Genomic DNA, 19151 nt, shown 5'->3' with positions numbered 1-19151 from the left:
TCTCCAAGATGCCCCCCCCCCACGGCGAGATGCCTTAAGCACCGCAAAAGCTGGCATTAAAGAGGATAAATACTAAGGCATCACAATAAATATACATAATTAACGTCATTAAACTATTTTACTCACTCAACAGAGGGGCGGAGTGCATTGGTGCTAATACAAAAAAGCCGGTTTAAAACAAACCGGCTTTTTTCTGCGTTGGGCTAACCTATTGCGTTTAACAGTAATAATTATCCGGCAACTCCAGCCGTGCCACGCCGGACGCAACGGCCGCTTCGGCTACGGCTTTGGCCACCCGCGGTAATAAGCGTGGGTCCATTGGCTTAGGGATAATATAAGTTTTGCCAAAACTCAGCTCCGTCACTTTTGCTGCCGTTAATACTTCCTGCGGTACCGGCTCTTTAGCAATACTACGAATTGCATTTACTGCCGCCAGCTTCATTTCATCGTTAATCACACTGGCGCGCACATCCAGCGCGCCGCGGAAAATAAACGGGAAACACAGCACGTTATTAACCTGGTTCGGGTAATCAGAACGGCCGGTCGCCATAATAATATCGTCACGCATCGCATGCGCCAACGCAGGTTTAATTTCCGGATCCGGATTAGAGCAGGCAAAAATAACCGGCTTAGCCGCCATCAGTTTCAGCGCTTCCGGTGGCAATACATCGGGGCCGGATACACCAACAAATACATCGGCACCGGTTAAGGCATCTTCCAGCGTGCGTTTATCAGTATTATTGGCAAACAGTAGCTTGTATTGGTTTAAGTCATTACGCCGCGTGTGGATCACGCCTTTGGTATCCAGCATATAAATATGCTCACGCTGGGCGCCGCATTTTATTAACAGCTCCATGCAGGCAATGGCCGCCGCACCGGCGCCCATACAGACGATAATGGCGCTTTTAATATCTTTGCCCTGAATCTCCAGCGCATTGAGCATCCCGGCAGCGGTAACAATGGCTGTACCATGCTGATCATCATGAAATACCGGGATTTTGCAGCGCTTAATCAACTCTTTTTCAATCTCAAAGCACTCAGGCGCTTTGATATCTTCCAGATTAATACCACCGAAGGTATCAGCGATATTGGCAACGGTATTGATAAATTCTTCCGTAGTACGATGCGACACTTCAATATCAATCGAATCCAGATTAGCAAAGCGTTTGAACAACAGCGCTTTACCTTCCATCACCGGCTTGGACGCCATAGGGCCCAAATTGCCTAAGCCTAAAATCGCGGTACCGTTGGTAATCACCGCCACCAAATTGCCTTTGGCGGTGTACTTGTACACGTTGTCGATATCAGCAGCTATTTCACGTACCGGCTCTGCCACACCCGGGCTGTAAGCCAATGCCAGATCTGTCACGGTTTCGGCCGGCTTACTGATTTCAATACTGATTTTGCCGGGCTTGGGTTCTGCGTGGTAACGCAGCGCTTGTTCTCTGAAATCTGACATCTGTTTTATCCTGCCGTTTGTGTTGTAGGGTCGGGCGCAATGTTATTGTTATGCGGTTAAACCTGAAGGTGGCATATTCTACGGAGCTGCTCAAAGGAAGAGAACCGCAATCAGTCTGATCGTACCAGCGTAAATAGCTGTTGGCTGCTATACCACTTTAGTCGTAACCGGACATTGTTATAGCAAGTTCCGCCGACAGCGCCAACCCCTGCCAAACTCTGTCTGTTCCAATAGTGGAAAATATTACCGGCAGTATGCATAACCATCTGCACATCACTGCAAAAGCATGCAGATAAATACGCACACTTAGTGGTTTATTATGACGCAGCCCAAAATAGTCCTGCCAGCTAACGCACTGAAACTACAGGCGTATAGCCATCCAGCTTTGGTGATATTGTCGTGCATAAAGGCTAAATACAGGATTTAAAACTATTTTTTTTACTAATACCGACTATTTGCTTAAAAAAGCACCAGCACTAAGTAACAGGCAGAAAAAAAGCACCCGCAGGTGCTTTTTTCAGTTTCGCTGTAGCAATACCGATTAACGGTTGCCCAGTACAGAGAAACGTTTTTTGAAGCGATCTACACGGCCGCCTACGTCTAACACTTTTTGCTTACCGGTATAGAACGGGTGGCAAGCTGAGCAAACGTCCAGGTGGATGTCTTTACACAGTGCAGATTTTGTTTTGAATGAATTACCGCAAGTACAGGTAGCAGTAATTTCTTTGTATTCCGGGTGAATGCCTGGCTTCATGGGTTACCTCGTTAGGGCCGTATCGCTATCCGGTCAAATTGTTGCCAGACACCATACGTAATTACAGTTAATTAAGGGCGCGTAGCTTAATAGATAGCCGGCTAAGTTGCAACAGCTTCAAAGCGTCCCGGGATAAATTTTGTTTTACTTGGCATTTCAGCGGCCGGTCCTTACACTTGAATGCTGCGTTATAACGGGAACTTGCTGTGATTGTAGTACGTGTGGCCCTGCCGGTGCCGCTAAGACAACATTTTGACTACCTTGTCGCCACTGAGCAGCAACCTCAGGTGGGCTGTCGTGTGCTGGTACCTTTTGGTAACCGCAAACTGGTAGGGATTATCTGGCAGGTTGCGCCGCAAGACCAGTTTAACGGCGCTAAATTAAAAGCTGTACTCAAACTGTTGGATAACACCCCGGTACTGCCACCGTTACTGTGTCGCCTGTTAAGTTTTGCCGCCGAATACTACCACCACCCGCTGGGTGAGGTTCTCATCAGCGCCTTGCCCGCCTTGCTGCGTGAAGGTCGTGATCTGACTGACTACCAGCCCAAAGCTTACCGTCTGACCGCCGCCGGAGAGCAACTTGAACCAACAGCGTTAAAACGCGCCGCCAAACAACAAGCGTTGTGGCAGGCATTGCAGCTGCATCAACTGACCGAGTCGGTACTGTTGCAACAACACAGCCGCGCTACTTTAAAGCAACTGCTGGACAAACAGCTGGCTGAAGAAGTTATTGTGCCGCCAACGCCCTACACGGCGCCAACCAAGGTCGCTGACGGCTTAAAACTTACTGCCGCTCAGGCGCTGGCTGTTACCGCAGTGGATCAAGCCTGTGGCCGTTTTGAGCGTTTATTGCTTGAAGGCGTGACCGGCTCAGGTAAAACCGAAGTGTACCTGCAAAGTATTGCCAAGTTGCTGCAGACACAGCAGCAGGTATTGCTGATCGTGCCGGAAATTGGCTTAACGCCACAAACCCTGGCACGGTTTCAGGCACGTTTTGATGTGCCGGTACTCTGTTGGCACTCAGCGTTAACCGATAGCGAGCGCTTACATTGCTGGTTACAGGCCGGTAGCGGTGCAGCGGCCATTATTATCGGCACCCGCTCGGCGCTGTTTCTGCCGTTTTGGCGCCTCGGCCTGATTATTATTGACGAAGAGCATGATCAATCGCTGAAACAGCAAGACGGCTTTCGTTACCATGCGCGCGATTTAGCCATTAAACGTGCAGCCTTGCAGCACTGCCCTATTTTGCTCGGCTCTGCCACACCCAGCCTGGAAAGTCTGCACAATGCGCTGAATAAGCGCTTTATTCACCTGCCACTGCCGGACCGCGCCGCCGGACAAGCGCTGCCCAAATTTGAGCTGGTCGACTTAAAACAGCAGGTGCTGCAATTTGGTCTGGCCAGCCAGACATTGGCGCAAATTAAGCAGCAATTGGCGCTGGGCTTACAGGTAATGCTGTTTTTAAACCGCCGCGGTTTTGCACCCGCACTCAGTTGCCAGGAATGCGGCTGGTTAACCGAATGCCACCGCTGCAGTGCCTTTACCACCTACCATAAACAAAGCCGCCAGTTGGTATGTCATCATTGTGGTGCCAGCAAAGCCGTGCCGCGCCAATGCGGTGGCTGTGGTAGTACACAGCTAAAACCACTGGGCCAGGGCACAGAACAATTAGAAGAAAACCTGCAGCAGCTGTTTGCCGACACCGCCATTACCCGACTGGACCGCGACAGCACCAGGCGCAAGGGCGCTTTACATCAGGCGCTGGATGATATTCATCAACATGGCGCCCGCTTAATTGTCGGCACGCAAATGCTGGCTAAGGGCCATCACTTTCCCAATGTCAGCCTGGTAGTGATTGTCGATGTCGACGGTGCACTGTACAGCAGTGATTTTCGCGCACCGGAGCAACTGGCGCAGTTGCTGACCCAAGTTGCCGGCCGCGCAGGCCGGGGCAGCAGCGGTGGTACCGTATTGCTGCAAACCCATTACCCGGAACACGCCTTGTTGCAGGACATTATTCAAAATGGTTACGCCTCTTTTGCCCGCAGTGCACTGCAGGAACGTGAACAAACACGGTTGCCGCCGTTTCAACACCTGGCGTTATTCAGTGTAGAAGCGCATCAATCTGAGCTTTGCCAACAGTGGCTGCAGCAGTTGGCTGACGCTGCCCGGCAGTTTGCATCACTGCAGTTGTTGGGCCCGATACCCGCACCGCTGGAGCGGCGCGCCGGTAAGTTTCGCTGGCAACTGCAACTGTACAGCCCGGCCAGGCCGGCGCTGCACCATGCTCTGGATGCAGTATTACAGCTTATTGCGCAATGGCCGCTTAGCCGCAAAGTTAAATGGCAGCTGGACGTTGACCCAACCGACTTAACTTAAACCAGTGCCGGCTAAGCACTGCCGGCAATACTGTCTGCAATAGTGCGGTTATGTTTCTTTTTCTGTCTAACCTGGTAGAATAGCGCCACACCGCGTAGTAAGAGTAACCACAACACCTTATGCCACAAAAAGACTATGTTAAAGCCGCCAGGCCCAAAGCCAATGCTGCTAATCGCAGGCCTGCCCGTAGCAGCGCCAAAGCAGCCGCTCAGGCACCGGGTAAACCCTGGTTGTTGTTAATTGTCACCTTTGTGCTGATCAGCGGCTTTGTGTATTTTTTATGGTTTTTAAATCAACAACCTGCCGTCTCTACGCCAACGGCAAAGCCGCCGGCCAAAACCGTGAAGAAAGATGAGCTACCGGCCAAGCCAACCGAAGAGCCGTACCAATATATCAAAGAGTTGGAAAATAAAGAGGTGAAGGTTGAGGTAGCAGAGCAACAGCAAAGCAGCGGTCCGTACCAAATGCAATGCGGTTCATTCCGTGAACAACAGCAAGCCGAAACCATGAAAGCGCAAATTGCTTTTGCCGGTTTTACCTCTGAAGTACGCCGCACCGACGGTGAGCGCGGTGTCTGGTATCGTGTAGTGTTAGGGCCTTACGAGTCAAAACGCCAGGCCACGGCCGATCGTAACCGGTTACGGCAACAAAATATTAATACCTGCCAAATCTGGAACTGGTCTTGAAATAACCGCGGCGCAGCCACACTTAAGCCCTGAGTTAATTACGCCACAGGGCAATTTATGACCACTATAGTTTCTGTTCGCCGCGATGGCCATGTCGCCATCGGCGGTGATGGCCAGGTCTCACTTGGCAATACCGTAATGAAGGGCAACGCCCGCAAAGTCCGCCGTTTGTACAACAACAAAGTGATTGCCGGTTTTGCCGGCGGCACCGCTGACGCTTTCACCTTATTTGAGCGTTTTGAAGCCAAATTAGAACAGCATCAGGGCCATTTGATGCGTGCAGCGGTTGAGTTAGCCAAAGACTGGCGTACCGACCGTATGCTGCGCAAGCTCGAAGCCCTGCTGGCCGTGGCCGATGCCAATACCTCACTGATCATTACCGGCAACGGTGATGTGATACAGCCCGAGCATGATCTGATAGCTATTGGCAGCGGCGGCCCTTACGCCCAGGCTGCGGCTACCGCACTGCTGCACAATACAGAACTGAGTGCCCGCGATATCGTGGAGAAAAGTCTGACCATCGCCGGTGATATCTGTGTGTACACCAATCAGCATCAGACCATTGAAGAATTATAGGCAGGTAAATTATGTCTGACATGACGCCAAGAGAAATCGTTCACGAGCTGGACCGCCACATTATCGGCCAGAATAAAGCCAAACGCGCGGTGGCCATTGCGCTGCGTAACCGCTGGCGTCGTATGCAACTGGAGCCGTCGCTGCGCCAGGAAGTTACGCCGAAAAATATTCTGATGATAGGCCCGACCGGGGTGGGTAAAACCGAAATTGCCCGGCGTTTAGCCAAACTGGCCAACGCGCCCTTTATCAAAGTTGAAGCGACTAAGTTCACTGAAGTGGGCTATGTCGGTAAAGAAGTAGAGAGCATTATCCGCGACCTTACCGACAGCGCGGTAAAAATGTTCCGCGAACAGGCGATTGAGAAAAACCGTTTTCGTGCAGAAGAAGCTGCCGAAGAACGCATTTTAGATGTATTGCTGCCACCGGCGCGCGAGGCTTGGGGCGAAACGGATAACAAGCCGGCAACCGACAGCAGCACGCGGCAGGTGTTTCGGAAAAAGCTGCGTGAAGGCCAGTTGGATGACAAAGAAATTGAACTGGATTTAGCTCAGCCGAATATCGGTGTGGAAATTATGGCACCGCCTGGCATGGAAGAAATGACGTCTCAGCTGCAAAGCATGTTCCAAAGCCTGGGCAGTGAGAAAAAGAAAAAGCGTAAGCTTAAGATTAAAGATGCCTTGAAGCAGTTGATAGAAGAAGAAGCCGCTAAACTGGTGAATCCGGAAGAGCTGAAAGCGCAGGCATTAGACGCAGTAGAGCAAAACGGCATAGTGTTTCTGGATGAAATTGACAAAATTTGTAAGCGCGGTGAAACCAGTGGCCCGGATGTCTCACGCGAAGGCGTGCAACGTGATCTGCTGCCGCTGATAGAAGGCTGCACCGTCAACACCAAGCATGGCATGGTAAAAACCGACCATATCCTGTTTATCGCATCCGGCGCCTTTCAAATGAGTAAACCGTCCGATTTAGTACCAGAGCTGCAGGGCCGTTTACCTATTCGTGTTGAGCTCGAAGCCCTGAGCGCTGCCGATTTTGAACGTATTTTAACCGAGCCCAAAGCCTCACTCACCGAGCAGTCTATTGCGATGCTGGCGACCGAAGGCGTTAAGCTTAGTTTTGATGCCGAAGGTATTAAAAGCCTGGCCGCCGCGGCCTGGCAGGTAAATGAAACCACCGAGAACATTGGTGCCCGCCGGCTGTATACCGTAATGGAGCGGCTGTTGGAGGAGATTTCCTACGATGCGGCAGATCACGCCGGTGAACATATTGCGGTTGACGCTGCCTATGTAGAAAAACACCTGGGCGCGCTGGTTAAAGATGATGACTTAAGCCGGTTTATTCTGTAACCATGACCAACTCAGAGCACAGCGTACAAGCTAATCAACTGCAAGTGAGCAGCCTGCATTACCACCGCCTCAGCCGAATGCTGGACGTCAAGTTCAGCGATGGCACGGTGGCGGGTTTTAGTGCAGAGTTTTTGCGCGTGTTCTCGCCCTCGGCCGAGGTGCGTGGCCACGGTAAGCCGAAGCTGGTGAGCAATAAAAAGCAGGTTAGCATCAGCAAACTGCAACCGGTTGGCCATTATGCGGTAAAGCTGGTGTTTGACGATGGCCACGACAGCGGCATTTATAGTTGGCCCTATTTACACCAGCTGGCACAGCAACAAAGCAATTTGTGGCAGGATTATTTACAGCAACTGGCCAATGCCAACGCTAACCGGGAAGCGTTAATTCCGGTTAGCGTGCGTCGCTAAAAAGCTCAGGCTTGAAAACGGTCGACCGATTGATGTAAACGAGCAGCTTGCTGCGCGACCTCTTCACTTATCGCCGCATTGTGTTTGGCATGGCCGTAAGTTTCATCCGACAAGTCGCGGATAATCACCACGTTTTTATTCACTTCAGCCGCAACATGGCTTTGCTCTTCAATGGCGGCCGCTATTTGCGTGGTCATATCCATAATATTGGTAACATCCTGAGTAATTTCGGTCAGCAGTTGCATCGCCACATTGGCTTGCTCTGCACTTTCGGCACCCTGTTGACGACAACCTTGAATAACCTGCACTATTTCGCTGGTGCGGCCCTGTAAGCCCCCTACTATGCTTTCTATTTGCCGCGTTGACTCCTGGGTACGCATCGCCAGGTTACGTACTTCATCGGCTACAACAGCAAAACCACGACCCTGCTCGCCGGCACGCGCGGCTTCAATGGCAGCATTTAACGCCAGCAAGTTAGTTTGTTCAGCAATACCGCGGATCACATCCAGCACTGAGCCGATAGTTTTGCTGTCTTTTTCCAACTCAGAAACAACATTAGTGGCATTTTGCAATCGTTCTGACAGCGCATTGATACGCTGTACGGTTTGTTGCACTTCAGCACGGCCACTTTGTGCGTTCTGATTGGTCGCTTCGGCTTTTGCTGCCGTAGTCTCGGTGTTACTGGCAATTTCATTGATAGTAGCGCCCATTTCAGTTACGGCCGTGGCTACCATATCGGTTTCATTTTGCTGTTGCTGCATACCGCGGCTGGTATCAGCAGTGGAACGGGCCAGCTCGTTAGTGGCGGTATCAAGCATTTCCAGCGCCTGATTTACCGTTTTAATTAAATCCTGGAAATCACCCAGCATGGCGTTGAAGTCTGTCGCCAAAGTGGTCATTTCATCTTTACCGTCTACCGCCACCCGCATGCGAAAATCATTATTGGCGCGGATCAGCCCTATAGCTGCACACACCTCCATTACCGGACGCAGAATACTGCGGCTGGTTAACCCGACTAACAGTAACACCACCGCCAGCACCAGCACAAAAACGCCAATGGCCAAACGTTCAGTTGCACTGACGGCAGCAACGATCGCCAAACCGGTTTGTTCAGACAGCTGCTTCAGGCTGGTTTCTGTGCTGTGAATAGCGGCGCGCATTTCACCGGTGGCGCCTTCGGTTTCACTCAAACCAATTTGCTGCGTAGCCTGAACCAAAGCCATAAAACGTTGATTGTAGCTATCGGCCAGCGTTTTACTGGCCGGGTCTGCCGCCAGGCTCTGCGATAACCGGGTATAGATGCCGGCAAAACGCTCGCTGTAAGCCAAATCTTTACGCAGCAAAAAATCTTTCTCAGCACGGCGCAACTGCAGCACTAATACCGTCAGATCGTCGCGGTTTAATTGCTCAAAGCGCTCTTCCAACTGTTGCACCGTTTGGCGCAGCTCACCCATTAAGCCCGCCTCAGGCGTTAAGCCCAGCCGCTGTTGTGCACTGACCAACTGATTAAAGGTTTGCTGATAGCTGGCCGTCAGCTCAAGAAAAGTTTGCAGTGGTTCTCGCGCAATACCATGTTGCAGCAATAACGCATCAAGCTCTGTCGCGCGTTGCTGCATTTGTTGGTAATGGTCATTCAGCCGCTGCTGATAGCGCAGCTCGGTGCGCATAACAAAGTCTTTTTCGTGACGGCGGAACATCAGTACATCGGTGCTGATTTGCTCAACCAACTGCTGGGTTCGGGCCAGGCTGGTCAGTTGCCCGCCCTGATAAAACAGAATAAACAACATAATGGCCATCGCCACAACCAAGGCACCGCCATTTATAAACAAACGTTGTTTTATCGACAATCGTCGCAACTGACTCATTTTTCTACCACCGGTAATTGTTAACAGTTTCTTTGAGAATAGCCCGGCATGAGAAAAAAGCTGCTGTTTTTCACGGATAAACGTTTAGTTGAACAAGGAATAGGCAACCAGGCAACTAGCCGTCCCCAATGCCGCACCAGCTATGACATCGAGCGGGAAATGTACCCCCAACATTATGCGTGACATGCCAATGCAAACTGCCCAACACAACGCCAAAGGGAAAAACAGCGGAAAGTACAACGCAACAGCGGTAGCAACGACAAAGGCGCCAGCCGTATGGCCGGAGGGTAAACTAAAGCGGTCCGACGGGGTAATATGCGCACAAATAAAAGCGGTAAGCGTATCTGCCGGCCGTGCCCGTTTGATGCTGTTTTTCAGCATCAGATACAGCGGTAATTCCACGGCGAAAGCAGCCAGCAGCAGCAAAGTGAAATCGGCGGCAGCCAGCACCTCAAAGCAGACCAACAGCACGGCCAGCACCAAATAGAGCGGGCCGTCAGCAGTTTTTGATAACCAATAACTGCTGATAAACATCTGCCGCGACGTACTACGGCTGAACAGCCGGCAAAAAAAGCTGTGGTCCCATTGTTCCAGACGTTTCAGTAGCATGGTTGTGCCTCGTCATCTGCTCTGACTCAACACAGCGTAACCCCGCTTTGTGACGCTACAATGACAATTGACGCTGGTAAAACGCCAACGCATCGGCCTCAGATAACGGCTTGGCAATATAGTAGCCCTGCACGGCATCACACGACATATTTTTCAACAACTGTAACTGCACAGCAGTCTCCACACCTTCTGCTAAAATACGCTTGCCCAAGCCATGCGCCAGTTTAATCATGGTTTTAACGATCATCATGTCAGAATCATTGCCGGCCATATCCATAACAAAACTGCGGTCAATTTTAATCTTGTCTATCGGCATACGGCGCAAATATGCCAACGAAGAATAGCCGGTACCAAAATCGTCAATGGATACCCGAATGCCCATTTGCTGCAGCTCCATCACGTGATTCGAGCCTTTTTCCATATCATGCATGGCAGTATTTTCGGTGATCTCCAGTTCCAGCAGCTCCGGTGATACCTGATATTGCTGCAACAACTGGCGGATTTTTTGTTTTAAGCCATCTTGCTGAAAATGTAACGATGACATATTCACTGCAAAAGGGATCTGTAACTGCTGCTGCTTCCAGCGGCTCAGTGTCGCCACGGCTTTGTGCAGGATCCAAAAATCCAGTTGCCGGCTTAACCCCAGTTGCTCGACAAAAGGTAAAAACTGGCCCGGCATTAAAAAGCCGCGACCGGGGTGCTGCCAACGCACCAGCACCTCGAATGCATCCAATTTGTTGTCACGAACATTCAGCTGCGGCTGAAAATACAGCACAAATTCATCGTTCTGCATGCCGGCCAGCAGCTCACTTTCCCAACTGATTAAACGCGCTGATTCATCTTCCATACCGGTTTGATACGCCAAACACTTTTGCTGTATACGTTTGGCCTGATGAAAAGCAATATTGGCTTTTTGCAGCAAACTGTCTGCAGTCTTGCCATCTTGCGGTGAGCAGGCCAGACCAATAGTACAACTCAGTTTCAGCTGCCCGTTTTCCAGCATAAAAGGTTTTTCAACCAGTTGCTGTAAATGACGCAGCGCGAACTGCAACTGAATGTCATTGCTGATATCGTTGAGCACCAGGGCAAAAATATCACCACCGGTGCGTGCAATCAGAGCTGGTTTTAAAATACTGTTGTCAAAACGCAGGTTAAGCTGGCGCAGTATTAAATCACCTTGCTTTAAACCAACAGATTCATTAACGGTTTTAAATTTGTCCAGCCCCAGCATCAACAAATAGATCGGGGCGGGTTGTTGGGCTAAAGCCTCTTCCAGCCTTACTAATAAAGCATCACGGTTCAGCGCACCGGTTAACTGGTCGTAATGGTTCAGGTAGCGGGTCTTTTCGGTAAGTTGCAAATTGGTATTACGCTCATGTTCCTGCAACCAGATAAGCAACGCCAGCCCTAAGCAACATAGCAAAAACAGTTCTGTGCATTTGTACACCAAAACCCATGTCAAAGCCGGCACGTTCTGTTCTGCAAACAGTTGCCACAAGGCAAAACTGATATACAGCAGACCCCATAGTGTCATGCTTGCCACTGCCAGCTTTTGCCCTAAAGAATGCTCGATACGTGGCAACAAGCCCACGGCTGCACTGAGTATGATTATACCCATCAACAGCAAGCGGATGGATACACGAAAATACAGTTGCCAATCGCTCAGCGTATCGGTCAGGGCAAAAGGCAACACACAAAGCAAAGCCAGGCTACTTATTATCAGTAATAGCTGTGCTCCGGACAGCTGCGACAACACCTGCTTGCTGCTGTCACGGGTCTGCAACATGCCGCGCAACAAAAACACCGCAAACACATAGCTGCTGCAGATAACAACGAAGTAAAGTAGTGCGTCGAACAACGCATTGCTGTTACCTGCACCATGTATTATCGCGCCAAGCTGGTAGACAGCAAAAGCCAGCAACGCCAGAAACCAGGATCTGATATAGGCTTGTTGATATATACGGCTGAAATTCCACAACAAATAGCTAAGAAGCAATGCCACCCCCAGTTGGGTGATGTAAATAGCCATTCTGGCAAATAATTCAGGCGCCACAGCAGTTACCTGTTGAGTATCAGATGAACACCTTAGCAAATAATCTGTTGCAGCGACAATAAGCTCACCAACAGAAATGTATGAAAAGCCAATAATAATAATAGTTTGAGCTTAGGCAGGTCAGCGCTATACTGTGAGGCAGATCCCTACACTGCCGGAGCGCACCATGGAATACAACACATCTGAATTATGTGATCTATACGCCGATTTAGTCGATGTGGTTGAACCGCTGTTTGCCAGCTACGGTGGCCGCCGCTCTTTTGGCGGCCAGATCCACACCGTTAAATGCTTTGAAGATAACGGTTTAGTAAGACAAATGTTAGCGGACCCGGGCGTTGGCAAGGTTCTGCTGATTGACGCCGGCGGCTCGGCGCGCCGTGCCATTATTGATGCCGAGTTAGCCTCTGTTGCTGCCGCTAACGGCTGGGAAGGCATTGTCTGCTATGGCAGCGTGCGGGACCTGGATCTGTTGGAAGACTTCGATATTGGTATCCACGCCGTTAATGCTATTCCGGTTGGCGCCGACGATAAGGGCTTTGGCGAAACCGAAGTACCGGTAAACTTTGCCGGTGTAACCTTTTTACCAGGCGACCACCTGTATGCCGACAGCACCGGTATTATTATGTCGCCGGATGCGCTGGATATCGAATAAGCTGCAACCTTGTTATGCTAAACCTGATTAATCAACAGCAACTTAGCCGCTACTGCAGCAACCGTAGCGGCGAAACCCGGCTTGGCGAAGCCATACAGCTGGCACAACCACAGCTTAATTTAGCGGAGCAGTTGGCGCAGGCCAAAGCCGCCGGTTGCCGTTTTGTATTACTGGGCATACCGGAAGATATCGGCCCCAGAGCCAATTTGGGCCAACCCGGTGCTGATGCCGCTTGGCAGGCGTTCTTAACGAAATTCCTCAACCTGCAAAGCAATAGTTTTATCCGCGCCGCGGACATGCTGTTGCTCGGCAATATCCTGTGTGACGATCTGCAGCAAAGCGCGCAAAACGCTGATGTGCACCAGCTCAGGCAACTGGTTGAGACTTTAGACAGCCGCGTTAGCGCGGTGGCAGAGGCCATTTTTGCCGCTGGTTTATTGCCGGTGGTAATAGGCGGTGGCCACAATAACAGCTACCCGCTGCTTAAAGCCCTGGCAACAGTAAGCGGCCACAGCGCCAATAGTGCCAACCTGGACCCTCATTCCGATTTTCGCCCGTTAGAAGGCCGCCACAGCGGTAATGGTTTTAGCTATGCACAGCACGCCGGCTACCTGCAGCATTATTTTGTGCTGGGCTTACATGAATTAAAAAATTCGGCTGCCACCCTGGCTCAGCTGCAACAAGCCGGTGCAGAATATTGCAGCTATCAGCGTATTTTTGTGCGGCAGGAGCTAAGTTATCAACAAGCGTTAGAGCAGTGCATCGACTTTGTGGTGCAAGGCCAGGGCGATATTGGTATTGAACTGGATACCGACAGTATCAGCCTGATGCCGGTCAGTGCTTTTACCAATTGCGGTGTCAGCGTGCAAGCAGCTGAGCAGTTTGTTTATCAGTTAGCGAAGTTACCGCGCAGCCGCTATCTGCATTTGGCCGAAGCCGCACCGGCACAGCACCCGGCGGGTTTGGCTGCCGGTAGCAATGAAGCCGGCCAGGTATTAGCCGCGCTGGTTTATGCCTTTGTGCAAGGCAAGCAGGATCAGGCTACGGCGTTGTAGTTTCATTTTGTTGCCACTGTTTTAGCCAGACAGCAAAGCCGCTTAACTCAAAGGGGCGCGAATACAAAAAGCCCTGGCCACGGCTACAGCCCATCCGCAGTAGTTTTTGCTCTACCTCTACCTCTTCCACCCCTTCGGCAATAACCCCTAAGCTGAGGTTGCGCGCCATATCTATAATGGCGCCGGTAATGGCCGAATGCATATCAGACTTGTGCAACTCGTTGATAAAAGAACAATCTACCTTTACATGCTGAATGGGCAGTTGCCGTAAATAAGCCAGCGACGAAAACCCGGTGCCAAAATCGTCCAACGCTAATTCCACGCCAAGCCGGTGCAAACGTTGCATCATACTCATGGCTTTTTCCGGATTAGCCACCAGCGCACTTTCTTTCAGCTCCAGCATCATTTGCTGTGGTTTAACCTTATATTTTTCGAACAGCTGTTCCAGGCTGTCAATTAATTCGTCATGCAGCAAATCTTTACTGGAAATATTAACCGCAATTTTGCAATCAAGCTGTGCCTTATTCAGCGTCGCAATCATAGCAACGGCTTCATTTAGTACCCACTGGGTTAGCGAATATATCACGCCCATCTCTTCTGCCAGCGCCAAAAACACATCGGGTGTCAGTAAGCCTTTCGTCGGATGACGCCAGCGCAGATACACCTCACCGGCTAACACCTGGCGGCTTTGCATATCAATTTGCGGCTGTACATATAACGTTAGTTGGCCGTCAGTGATCGCCTGACGTAATCCGGCCATCAGCGCCAACCGGTCACTGGTGTAGTGCAGCATGTCAGCAGTAAATACCTGGCTTTTCCCCTGCAGCACGCTGTGATGCTGCTGCGCCAGATAAGCGCGCTCCAGCAGTTCGCTTAATTGGCCGCCATGCTCAGGGTAGTGCGCAATGCCGCACACTAAGCGATAGTCCACTGCACAACCATGTACTATCATGGCTTCCGGCACATTTTTTTCCAGATTGTCGGCCAAATACTCCGCCATGTGCGGCTTATCGCTACTGTCGAGCCAAACAGCAAAATCTACCCCGCCTAAATGGCACAGCCGGATAGGATCTTGCTGGCGAAACTCAAAGGTCAGCGCCTGCTCTGCAGGTTTCAGTTGATCATTAATACGCTGCGCTATCTGCGCCAATACCAGATTACTGTTACTGTGCCCCAGCAACTGGTTAATGTGTTCAAAGCGGCTTATTTTAATCAGCAGCAACGAATATTGCTGTTCCGGCGCCCGCAGCAACAGCTGTTCCAACTGTTGTTGCAGAAAGAATTTATTTGGCAAACCGCTGATATCGTCATGCAGCGAATAGAACCCCAACGGGCCGGCTTTCTTTGTCTGGCGGCTTTTCCGCAGTTTATGTAAATCAAATTTCAGCTTAAACAGATAAATAAAGCTCAACAGTAACAAGCCACTGAGCAAGCTGATAACCGACACAGCAGAAGACTCTGTTTGTGCAGCCAGCGGAAAACTGAACAGGGTTAAACTAAGCAGCCGATAATGCACAGCGAGACTCCAGCGTAATTTATGTTATCAGCTTAATCTAAAATAACCCGATGTAAAGCGGCTTAACGGCGGTAGCTAACCTCTTTACCATTAATAATCAGCTGTTTAAGTGAATTTACACCAAATTGGTAGCATAACTCTGCCGGGCGGCTTATGGCATAACAGCCAAAGTCGGCCCGCTGCCCTACCGCCAGAGTACCGCGATCTGACAAGCCAAGTGCGGCGGCAGCATGCCGGGTTACCCCCAGCAAAGCTTCTTCCGGCGTTAAACGAAACAGCGTGCAGGCCATATTCAACATTAACGGTAAGGAGCACAGCGGCGAGGTGCCGGGGTTTAAATCGGTGGCCACCGCCATCGGCACGCCGTATTGACGTAGCAGTGCAATCGGCGGCAGCTGAGTTTCGCGCAAAAAGTAAAATGCGCCCGGTAGCAGTACCGCAACGCTGCCGGCTTTGGCCATGGTGGCCACCCCGGCTTCATCCAAAAACTCGATGTGATCAGCCGACAAACCGCCAAACTCTGCCACTAATGCGCTGCCACCCAAGTTAGACAATTGCTCGGCATGGGCCTTAACCGGTAACCCCAACGTTTGCGCCACCGTAAACACCTTGCGTGTTTGTTCAAGGCTAAAACCTATGCCCTCGCAAAATACGTCCACGGCGTCGACCAGCCCAAGTGCGTGCAACTGCGGCAGCATCTGGCACACGGCCTCAATATAGCCATCAGCATTATTGCTAAATTCGGCCGGCAAAGCATGGGCGCCTAAAAAGGTTTTTTTTACGCTGGCCGGATGGTGCTTATCCAGCTCAGCGGCGACTTCAAGGATTTTTTGCTCGCTGGCTAAATCGAGGCCATAACCGGATTTTATTTCTACCGTGGTGACGCCTTGTTCCAGCAAGGTGTTAAGCCGGTCTTTGGCCAGCACAAATAAGTCTTCGTGGCTGGCCGCGCGCGTCGCCGCTACCGTAGCTTTAATACCACCGCCGGCTGCAGCAATATCCTGATAACTGGCGCCGTTTAAGCGCATTTCAAACTCATTGGCGCGGTTACCGGCGTATACCAAATGCGTATGGCAATCAATAAAACCCGGCAGCAGCCACTGGCCTTTGGCGTCATACAGCGGGGTAGCCAGGGCATCAAATGGCGGCAAATCCGCTTTACTGCCGACAAAAGCAATTACACCATCTTTAACGGCCAGGACACCGTTTTCTATGCTGCCATAGGCGCCGCCGTTGTCAGTCATGGTGGCGATATTGGCGTTAATCCAGATAGCATCAAACTGCTGCATAAGGGCATCCTGTAAGTGGTTTTAAAATAATTTTACACCAACAACTTGTATATACAACCAAATTAGCTTATTTTTTAATGCAGCATAAGCGGAGGTGTTATGGCGGTTGCCAAATTTGCCGAAATTAAAGAGTACATGCTCAGCCAGATAGAAATTGCCGCCTGGCCGGAGCACAGCCGTGTGCCATCGGAAAATGAGTTGGCGGCACAGTTTAGTGTCAGCCGGATGACGGCACGGCGCGCACTGCAGGAGCTGACCGAACAAGGCATTTTGTATCGCACCCAGGGCGTTGGTAGCTTTGTTGCGGCGCTTAAATCGCAGTCATCGTTACTGGAGATCCGCAATATTGCTGACGAGATAAACAGCCGTGGCCATGCCTACAGTGCACGTTTATTGCAGCTGACCGAACTGCCCTGCCCGACCATTATTGCCGCCGCGCTGGGATTAAAGCGCAATGAGCCGGTGTATTTTTCCCTGATAGTGCATTTAGAGAACAACCAGCCACTGCAGTTGGAGGCGCGTTACGTAAGCCCGCAACTGGTGCCGGACTACGTAAAACAAGACTTTAACCAGCAAACACCACACCAGTATTTAAGCTTTATTGCACCGCTGACTGAAGCCGAACACACAGTTGAGGCCATTTGGCCGGACGATTTTACCTGTAAGCATTTAGTGCTGAAAAAAGCCGAACCCTGCCTGCGTTTGACCCGCCGCACCTTTAGCCGTGAAGGCGCGGTCAGCCTGGCGTATTTAACTTCACCGGGTAGCCGCTACCGTTTAGGCGGCCATCTGAACTTTTCCTTACCCAGCAGCAGAGAGACTATCTGATGACAGACCCACGTATTGATAACAGCCGGGTGATCCGCGCTGATCGCGGCAGCAAGATCACCGCTAAAAGCTGGCAGACCGAAGCCGCCAAACGCATGTTAATGAATAACCTCGACCCGGAAGTGGCCGAGCACCCGCAAGCCTTAGTGGTATACGGCGGTATTGGCCGTGCGGCACGCAACTGGCAGTGCTATGACAAAATAGTTGAAGTGTTAAACCGGCTGGAAGATAACCAAACGCTGTTGGTACAAAGCGGTAAGCCGGTTGGCGTATTCCCGACCCATCCCGACGCGCCGCGGGTATTGATTGCTAACTCTAACCTGGTGCCGGCCTGGGCCAACTGGCAACACTTCAACGAACTGGATCGCAAAGGCCTGATGATGTATGGCCAGATGACAGCCGGTTCGTGGATCTACATCGGCACCCAGGGCATAGTGCAGGGCACCTATGAAACCTTTGTCGCTATTGCCAAACAACACTTTGATGGCCAGGCAGCCGGCAAATGGGTGTTAACCGGTGGCTTGGGTGGCATGGGCGGCGCCCAGCCATTGGCGGCGACTATGGCCGGTTTTCATATGCTGGCCTGTGAAGTAGATGAAAGCCGGATCGATTTCCGCTTAAAAACCCGTTATCTGGACAAAAAGGCCCGTTCACTGGATGAAGCTCTGGCGATGCTGGCAGCAGCTAAAGCAGAAGGCAAACCAACGTCAATTGGCTTGCTGGCCAATGCGGCAGATGTGTTTGCTGAATTAGTCGCTCGCGGCATTACACCGGATGTAGTGACCGACCAAACCTCCGCCCACGACCCGTTAAATGGCTACCTGCCACAAGGCTGGAGCATGGAACAGGCTGCTGAGCAACGTAAAACCAACGAAGCAGGTGTGGTTAAAGCCGCCAAACAGTCGATGGCATTACAGGTGCAGGCAATCTTAACTATGCAGCAACGTGGCGCTGTCGCCACCGATTACGGCAACAATATCCGCCAGATGGCCAAAGACGAAGGCGTGGCCAATGCCTTTGATTTCCCGGGCTTCGTGCCAGCTTATATCCGGCCGCTGTTTTGCGAAGGCATAGGGCCGTTTCGCTGGGTCGCTTTGTCGGGCAATGCCGAAGATATTTATAAAACCGATGCCAAAGTTAAAGAGCTGATTCCGGATAACCCGCACCTGCATAACTGGCTGGATATGGCGCGTGAGCGCATTCAGTTTCAGGGCTTACCGGCACGCATTTGCTGGATTGGTTTAAAAGACCGTGCCCGCATCGCACTGGCTTTTAACGAGATGGTAAAAAACGGCGAGCTGAGCGCACCGGTCGTGATTGGGCGCGATCATCTGGACTCCGGCTCGGTTGCCAGCCCGAACCGCGAAACCGAAGCCATGCTCGATGGCTCTGACGCCGTATCAGACTGGCCGTTGCTAAATGCCCTGCTTAATACTGCCGGTGGCGCTACCTGGGTATCACTGCATCATGGTGGTGGCGTAGGTATGGGCTACAGCCAGCACAGCGGCGTGGTAATAGTGGCCGATGGCACCGACGCAGCAGCCGCGCGTCTTGGCCGCGTATTATGGAACGACCCCGGCACCGGCGTTATGCGCCATGCTGATGCCGGTTATGATATTGCGGTTAATTGTGCGACTGAACAGGGTTTAGACCTGCCAATGGTAACGGAGTAACA

At 51.3% G+C, this 19151-nt stretch carries 16 protein-coding genes; 9 read left to right on the top strand and 7 right to left on the bottom strand.

Going from position 1 to position 19151, the window contains the following annotated elements:
• Positions 1–217 precede the first annotated feature (217 nt).
• Both Q8O77_RS09010 and rpmE read right to left on the bottom strand, forming a co-directional pair.
• On the bottom strand, positions 218–1459 hold the full coding sequence (locus Q8O77_RS09010; protein WP_305552525.1) for a malic enzyme-like NAD(P)-binding protein: 1242 nt from the start codon (positions 1457–1459) through the stop codon (positions 218–220).
• Between the two features lie 541 nt (positions 1460–2000).
• Positions 2001–2213 carry a 50S ribosomal protein L31 gene (rpmE, locus tag Q8O77_RS09005; RefSeq protein ID WP_092792296.1) on the bottom strand — a complete coding sequence of 71 codons (213 nt, stop codon included), beginning with the start codon at positions 2211–2213 and terminating at the stop codon, positions 2001–2003.
• Positions 2214–2419: 206 nt separating this feature from the next.
• Here rpmE and priA point away from each other — a divergent pair, with 206 nt between their 5' ends.
• From priA to Q8O77_RS08980, 5 genes are all read left to right on the top strand, one after another.
• Positions 2420–4594: a primosomal protein N' gene (gene priA, locus Q8O77_RS09000; protein ID WP_305552522.1), complete on the top strand. Its 2175-nt coding sequence runs from the start codon at positions 2420–2422 to the stop codon at positions 4592–4594.
• Between the two features lie 119 nt (positions 4595–4713).
• Positions 4714–5280, top strand: coding sequence for an SPOR domain-containing protein (locus tag Q8O77_RS08995; protein ID WP_305552520.1), 567 nt, complete (start codon positions 4714–4716; stop codon positions 5278–5280).
• Between the two features lie 57 nt (positions 5281–5337).
• Complete coding sequence (hslV, locus tag Q8O77_RS08990) at positions 5338–5856, top strand: ATP-dependent protease subunit HslV (protein WP_305552519.1); 519 nt, start codon at positions 5338–5340, stop codon at positions 5854–5856.
• An 11-nt stretch (positions 5857–5867) separates the two neighbouring features.
• Positions 5868–7202, top strand: a complete 1335-nt coding sequence (gene hslU, locus Q8O77_RS08985; RefSeq protein ID WP_305552518.1) for an HslU--HslV peptidase ATPase subunit — start codon at positions 5868–5870, stop codon at positions 7200–7202.
• Positions 7203–7204: 2 nt separating this feature from the next.
• Positions 7205–7609 (top strand): DUF971 domain-containing protein, encoded by a 405-nt coding sequence (locus Q8O77_RS08980; protein ID WP_305552517.1) that lies wholly within the window; start codon positions 7205–7207, stop codon positions 7607–7609.
• Between the two features lie 5 nt (positions 7610–7614).
• Here Q8O77_RS08980 and Q8O77_RS08975 read toward each other — a convergent pair whose 3' ends face one another.
• The 3 genes from Q8O77_RS08975 to Q8O77_RS08965 all read right to left on the bottom strand — a co-directional run bounded on the left by Q8O77_RS08975 (position 7615) and on the right by Q8O77_RS08965 (position 12136).
• Positions 7615–9474 (bottom strand): methyl-accepting chemotaxis protein, encoded by a 1860-nt coding sequence (locus Q8O77_RS08975; RefSeq protein WP_305552516.1) that lies wholly within the window; start codon positions 9472–9474, stop codon positions 7615–7617.
• 84 nt (positions 9475–9558) lie between these two features.
• Entirely contained in the window at positions 9559–10083 is a 525-nt protein-coding gene (locus Q8O77_RS08970; protein ID WP_305552515.1) for a phosphatase PAP2 family protein, read from the bottom strand.
• A 55-nt stretch (positions 10084–10138) separates the two neighbouring features.
• A complete protein-coding gene (locus Q8O77_RS08965; protein ID WP_305552514.1) occupies positions 10139–12136 on the bottom strand; it encodes a bifunctional diguanylate cyclase/phosphodiesterase in 1998 nt (665 codons plus the stop codon).
• A 166-nt stretch (positions 12137–12302) separates the two neighbouring features.
• Here Q8O77_RS08965 and rraA point away from each other — a divergent pair, with 166 nt between their 5' ends.
• Positions 12303–12788: a ribonuclease E activity regulator RraA gene (gene rraA, locus Q8O77_RS08960; protein ID WP_173499304.1), complete on the top strand. Its 486-nt coding sequence runs from the start codon at positions 12303–12305 to the stop codon at positions 12786–12788.
• A 14-nt stretch (positions 12789–12802) separates the two neighbouring features.
• The gene (locus Q8O77_RS08955) at positions 12803–13843 is read left to right on the top strand and encodes a formimidoylglutamase (RefSeq protein ID WP_305552513.1); all 1041 of its coding nucleotides are present in this window, start codon (positions 12803–12805) and stop codon (positions 13841–13843) included.
• Here the strand turns inward: Q8O77_RS08955 and Q8O77_RS08950 are convergent.
• Entirely contained in the window at positions 13830–15359 is a 1530-nt protein-coding gene (locus tag Q8O77_RS08950; RefSeq protein WP_305552512.1) for a bifunctional diguanylate cyclase/phosphodiesterase, read from the bottom strand. The genes Q8O77_RS08955 and Q8O77_RS08950 overlap by 14 nt on opposite strands.
• A 62-nt stretch (positions 15360–15421) precedes the next feature.
• On the bottom strand, positions 15422–16648 hold the full coding sequence (gene hutI / locus Q8O77_RS08945; protein ID WP_305552511.1) for an imidazolonepropionase: 1227 nt from the start codon (positions 16646–16648) through the stop codon (positions 15422–15424).
• 99 nt (positions 16649–16747) lie between these two features.
• On the opposite strand from hutI, the gene hutC reads away from it, so the two are divergent.
• Together hutC and hutU are read left to right on the top strand one after the other, a co-directional pair.
• Positions 16748–17476, top strand: coding sequence for a histidine utilization repressor (hutC, locus tag Q8O77_RS08940; protein ID WP_305552510.1), 729 nt, complete (start codon positions 16748–16750; stop codon positions 17474–17476).
• Positions 17476–19149 (top strand): urocanate hydratase, encoded by a 1674-nt coding sequence (hutU, locus tag Q8O77_RS08935; protein ID WP_305552509.1) that lies wholly within the window; start codon positions 17476–17478, stop codon positions 19147–19149. The genes hutC and hutU overlap by 1 nt, the downstream gene beginning before the upstream one ends.
• Positions 19150–19151 lie beyond the last annotated feature (2 nt).

Source organism: Rheinheimera sp. (assembly GCF_030690345.1).
Lineage (GTDB): Bacteria > Pseudomonadota > Gammaproteobacteria > Enterobacterales > Alteromonadaceae > Alishewanella.
The sequence above is the reverse complement of the archived record's forward strand: the minus strand, read 5'-3'. Positions and strand labels throughout refer to the sequence as shown.

Bases quoted from the DNA above. Each gene is read 5' to 3' on its own strand.
- Q8O77_RS08975 (WP_305552516.1), bottom strand. From the start codon at position 9,474: ATGAGTCAGTTGCGACGATTGTCGATAAAACAACGTTTGTTTATAAAT.
- rpmE (WP_092792296.1), bottom strand. From the start codon at position 2,213: ATGAAGCCAGGCATTCACCCGGAATACAAAGAAATTACTGCTACCTGT.
- hslU (WP_305552518.1), top strand. From the start codon at position 5,868: ATGTCTGACATGACGCCAAGAGAAATCGTTCACGAGCTGGACCGCCAC.
- Q8O77_RS08995 (WP_305552520.1), top strand. From the start codon at position 4,714: ATGCCACAAAAAGACTATGTTAAAGCCGCCAGGCCCAAAGCCAATGCT.
- hslV (WP_305552519.1), top strand. From the start codon at position 5,338: ATGACCACTATAGTTTCTGTTCGCCGCGATGGCCATGTCGCCATCGGC.
- rraA (WP_173499304.1), top strand. From the start codon at position 12,303: ATGGAATACAACACATCTGAATTATGTGATCTATACGCCGATTTAGTC.
- Q8O77_RS09010 (WP_305552525.1), bottom strand. From the start codon at position 1,459: ATGTCAGATTTCAGAGAACAAGCGCTGCGTTACCACGCAGAACCCAAG.
- Q8O77_RS08980 (WP_305552517.1), top strand. From the start codon at position 7,205: ATGACCAACTCAGAGCACAGCGTACAAGCTAATCAACTGCAAGTGAGC.
- Q8O77_RS08955 (WP_305552513.1), top strand. From the start codon at position 12,803: ATGCTAAACCTGATTAATCAACAGCAACTTAGCCGCTACTGCAGCAAC.
- hutU (WP_305552509.1), top strand. From the start codon at position 17,476: ATGACAGACCCACGTATTGATAACAGCCGGGTGATCCGCGCTGATCGC.
- hutC (WP_305552510.1), top strand. From the start codon at position 16,748: ATGGCGGTTGCCAAATTTGCCGAAATTAAAGAGTACATGCTCAGCCAG.
- hutI (WP_305552511.1), bottom strand. From the start codon at position 16,648: ATGCAGCAGTTTGATGCTATCTGGATTAACGCCAATATCGCCACCATG.
- Q8O77_RS08970 (WP_305552515.1), bottom strand. From the start codon at position 10,083: ATGCTACTGAAACGTCTGGAACAATGGGACCACAGCTTTTTTTGCCGG.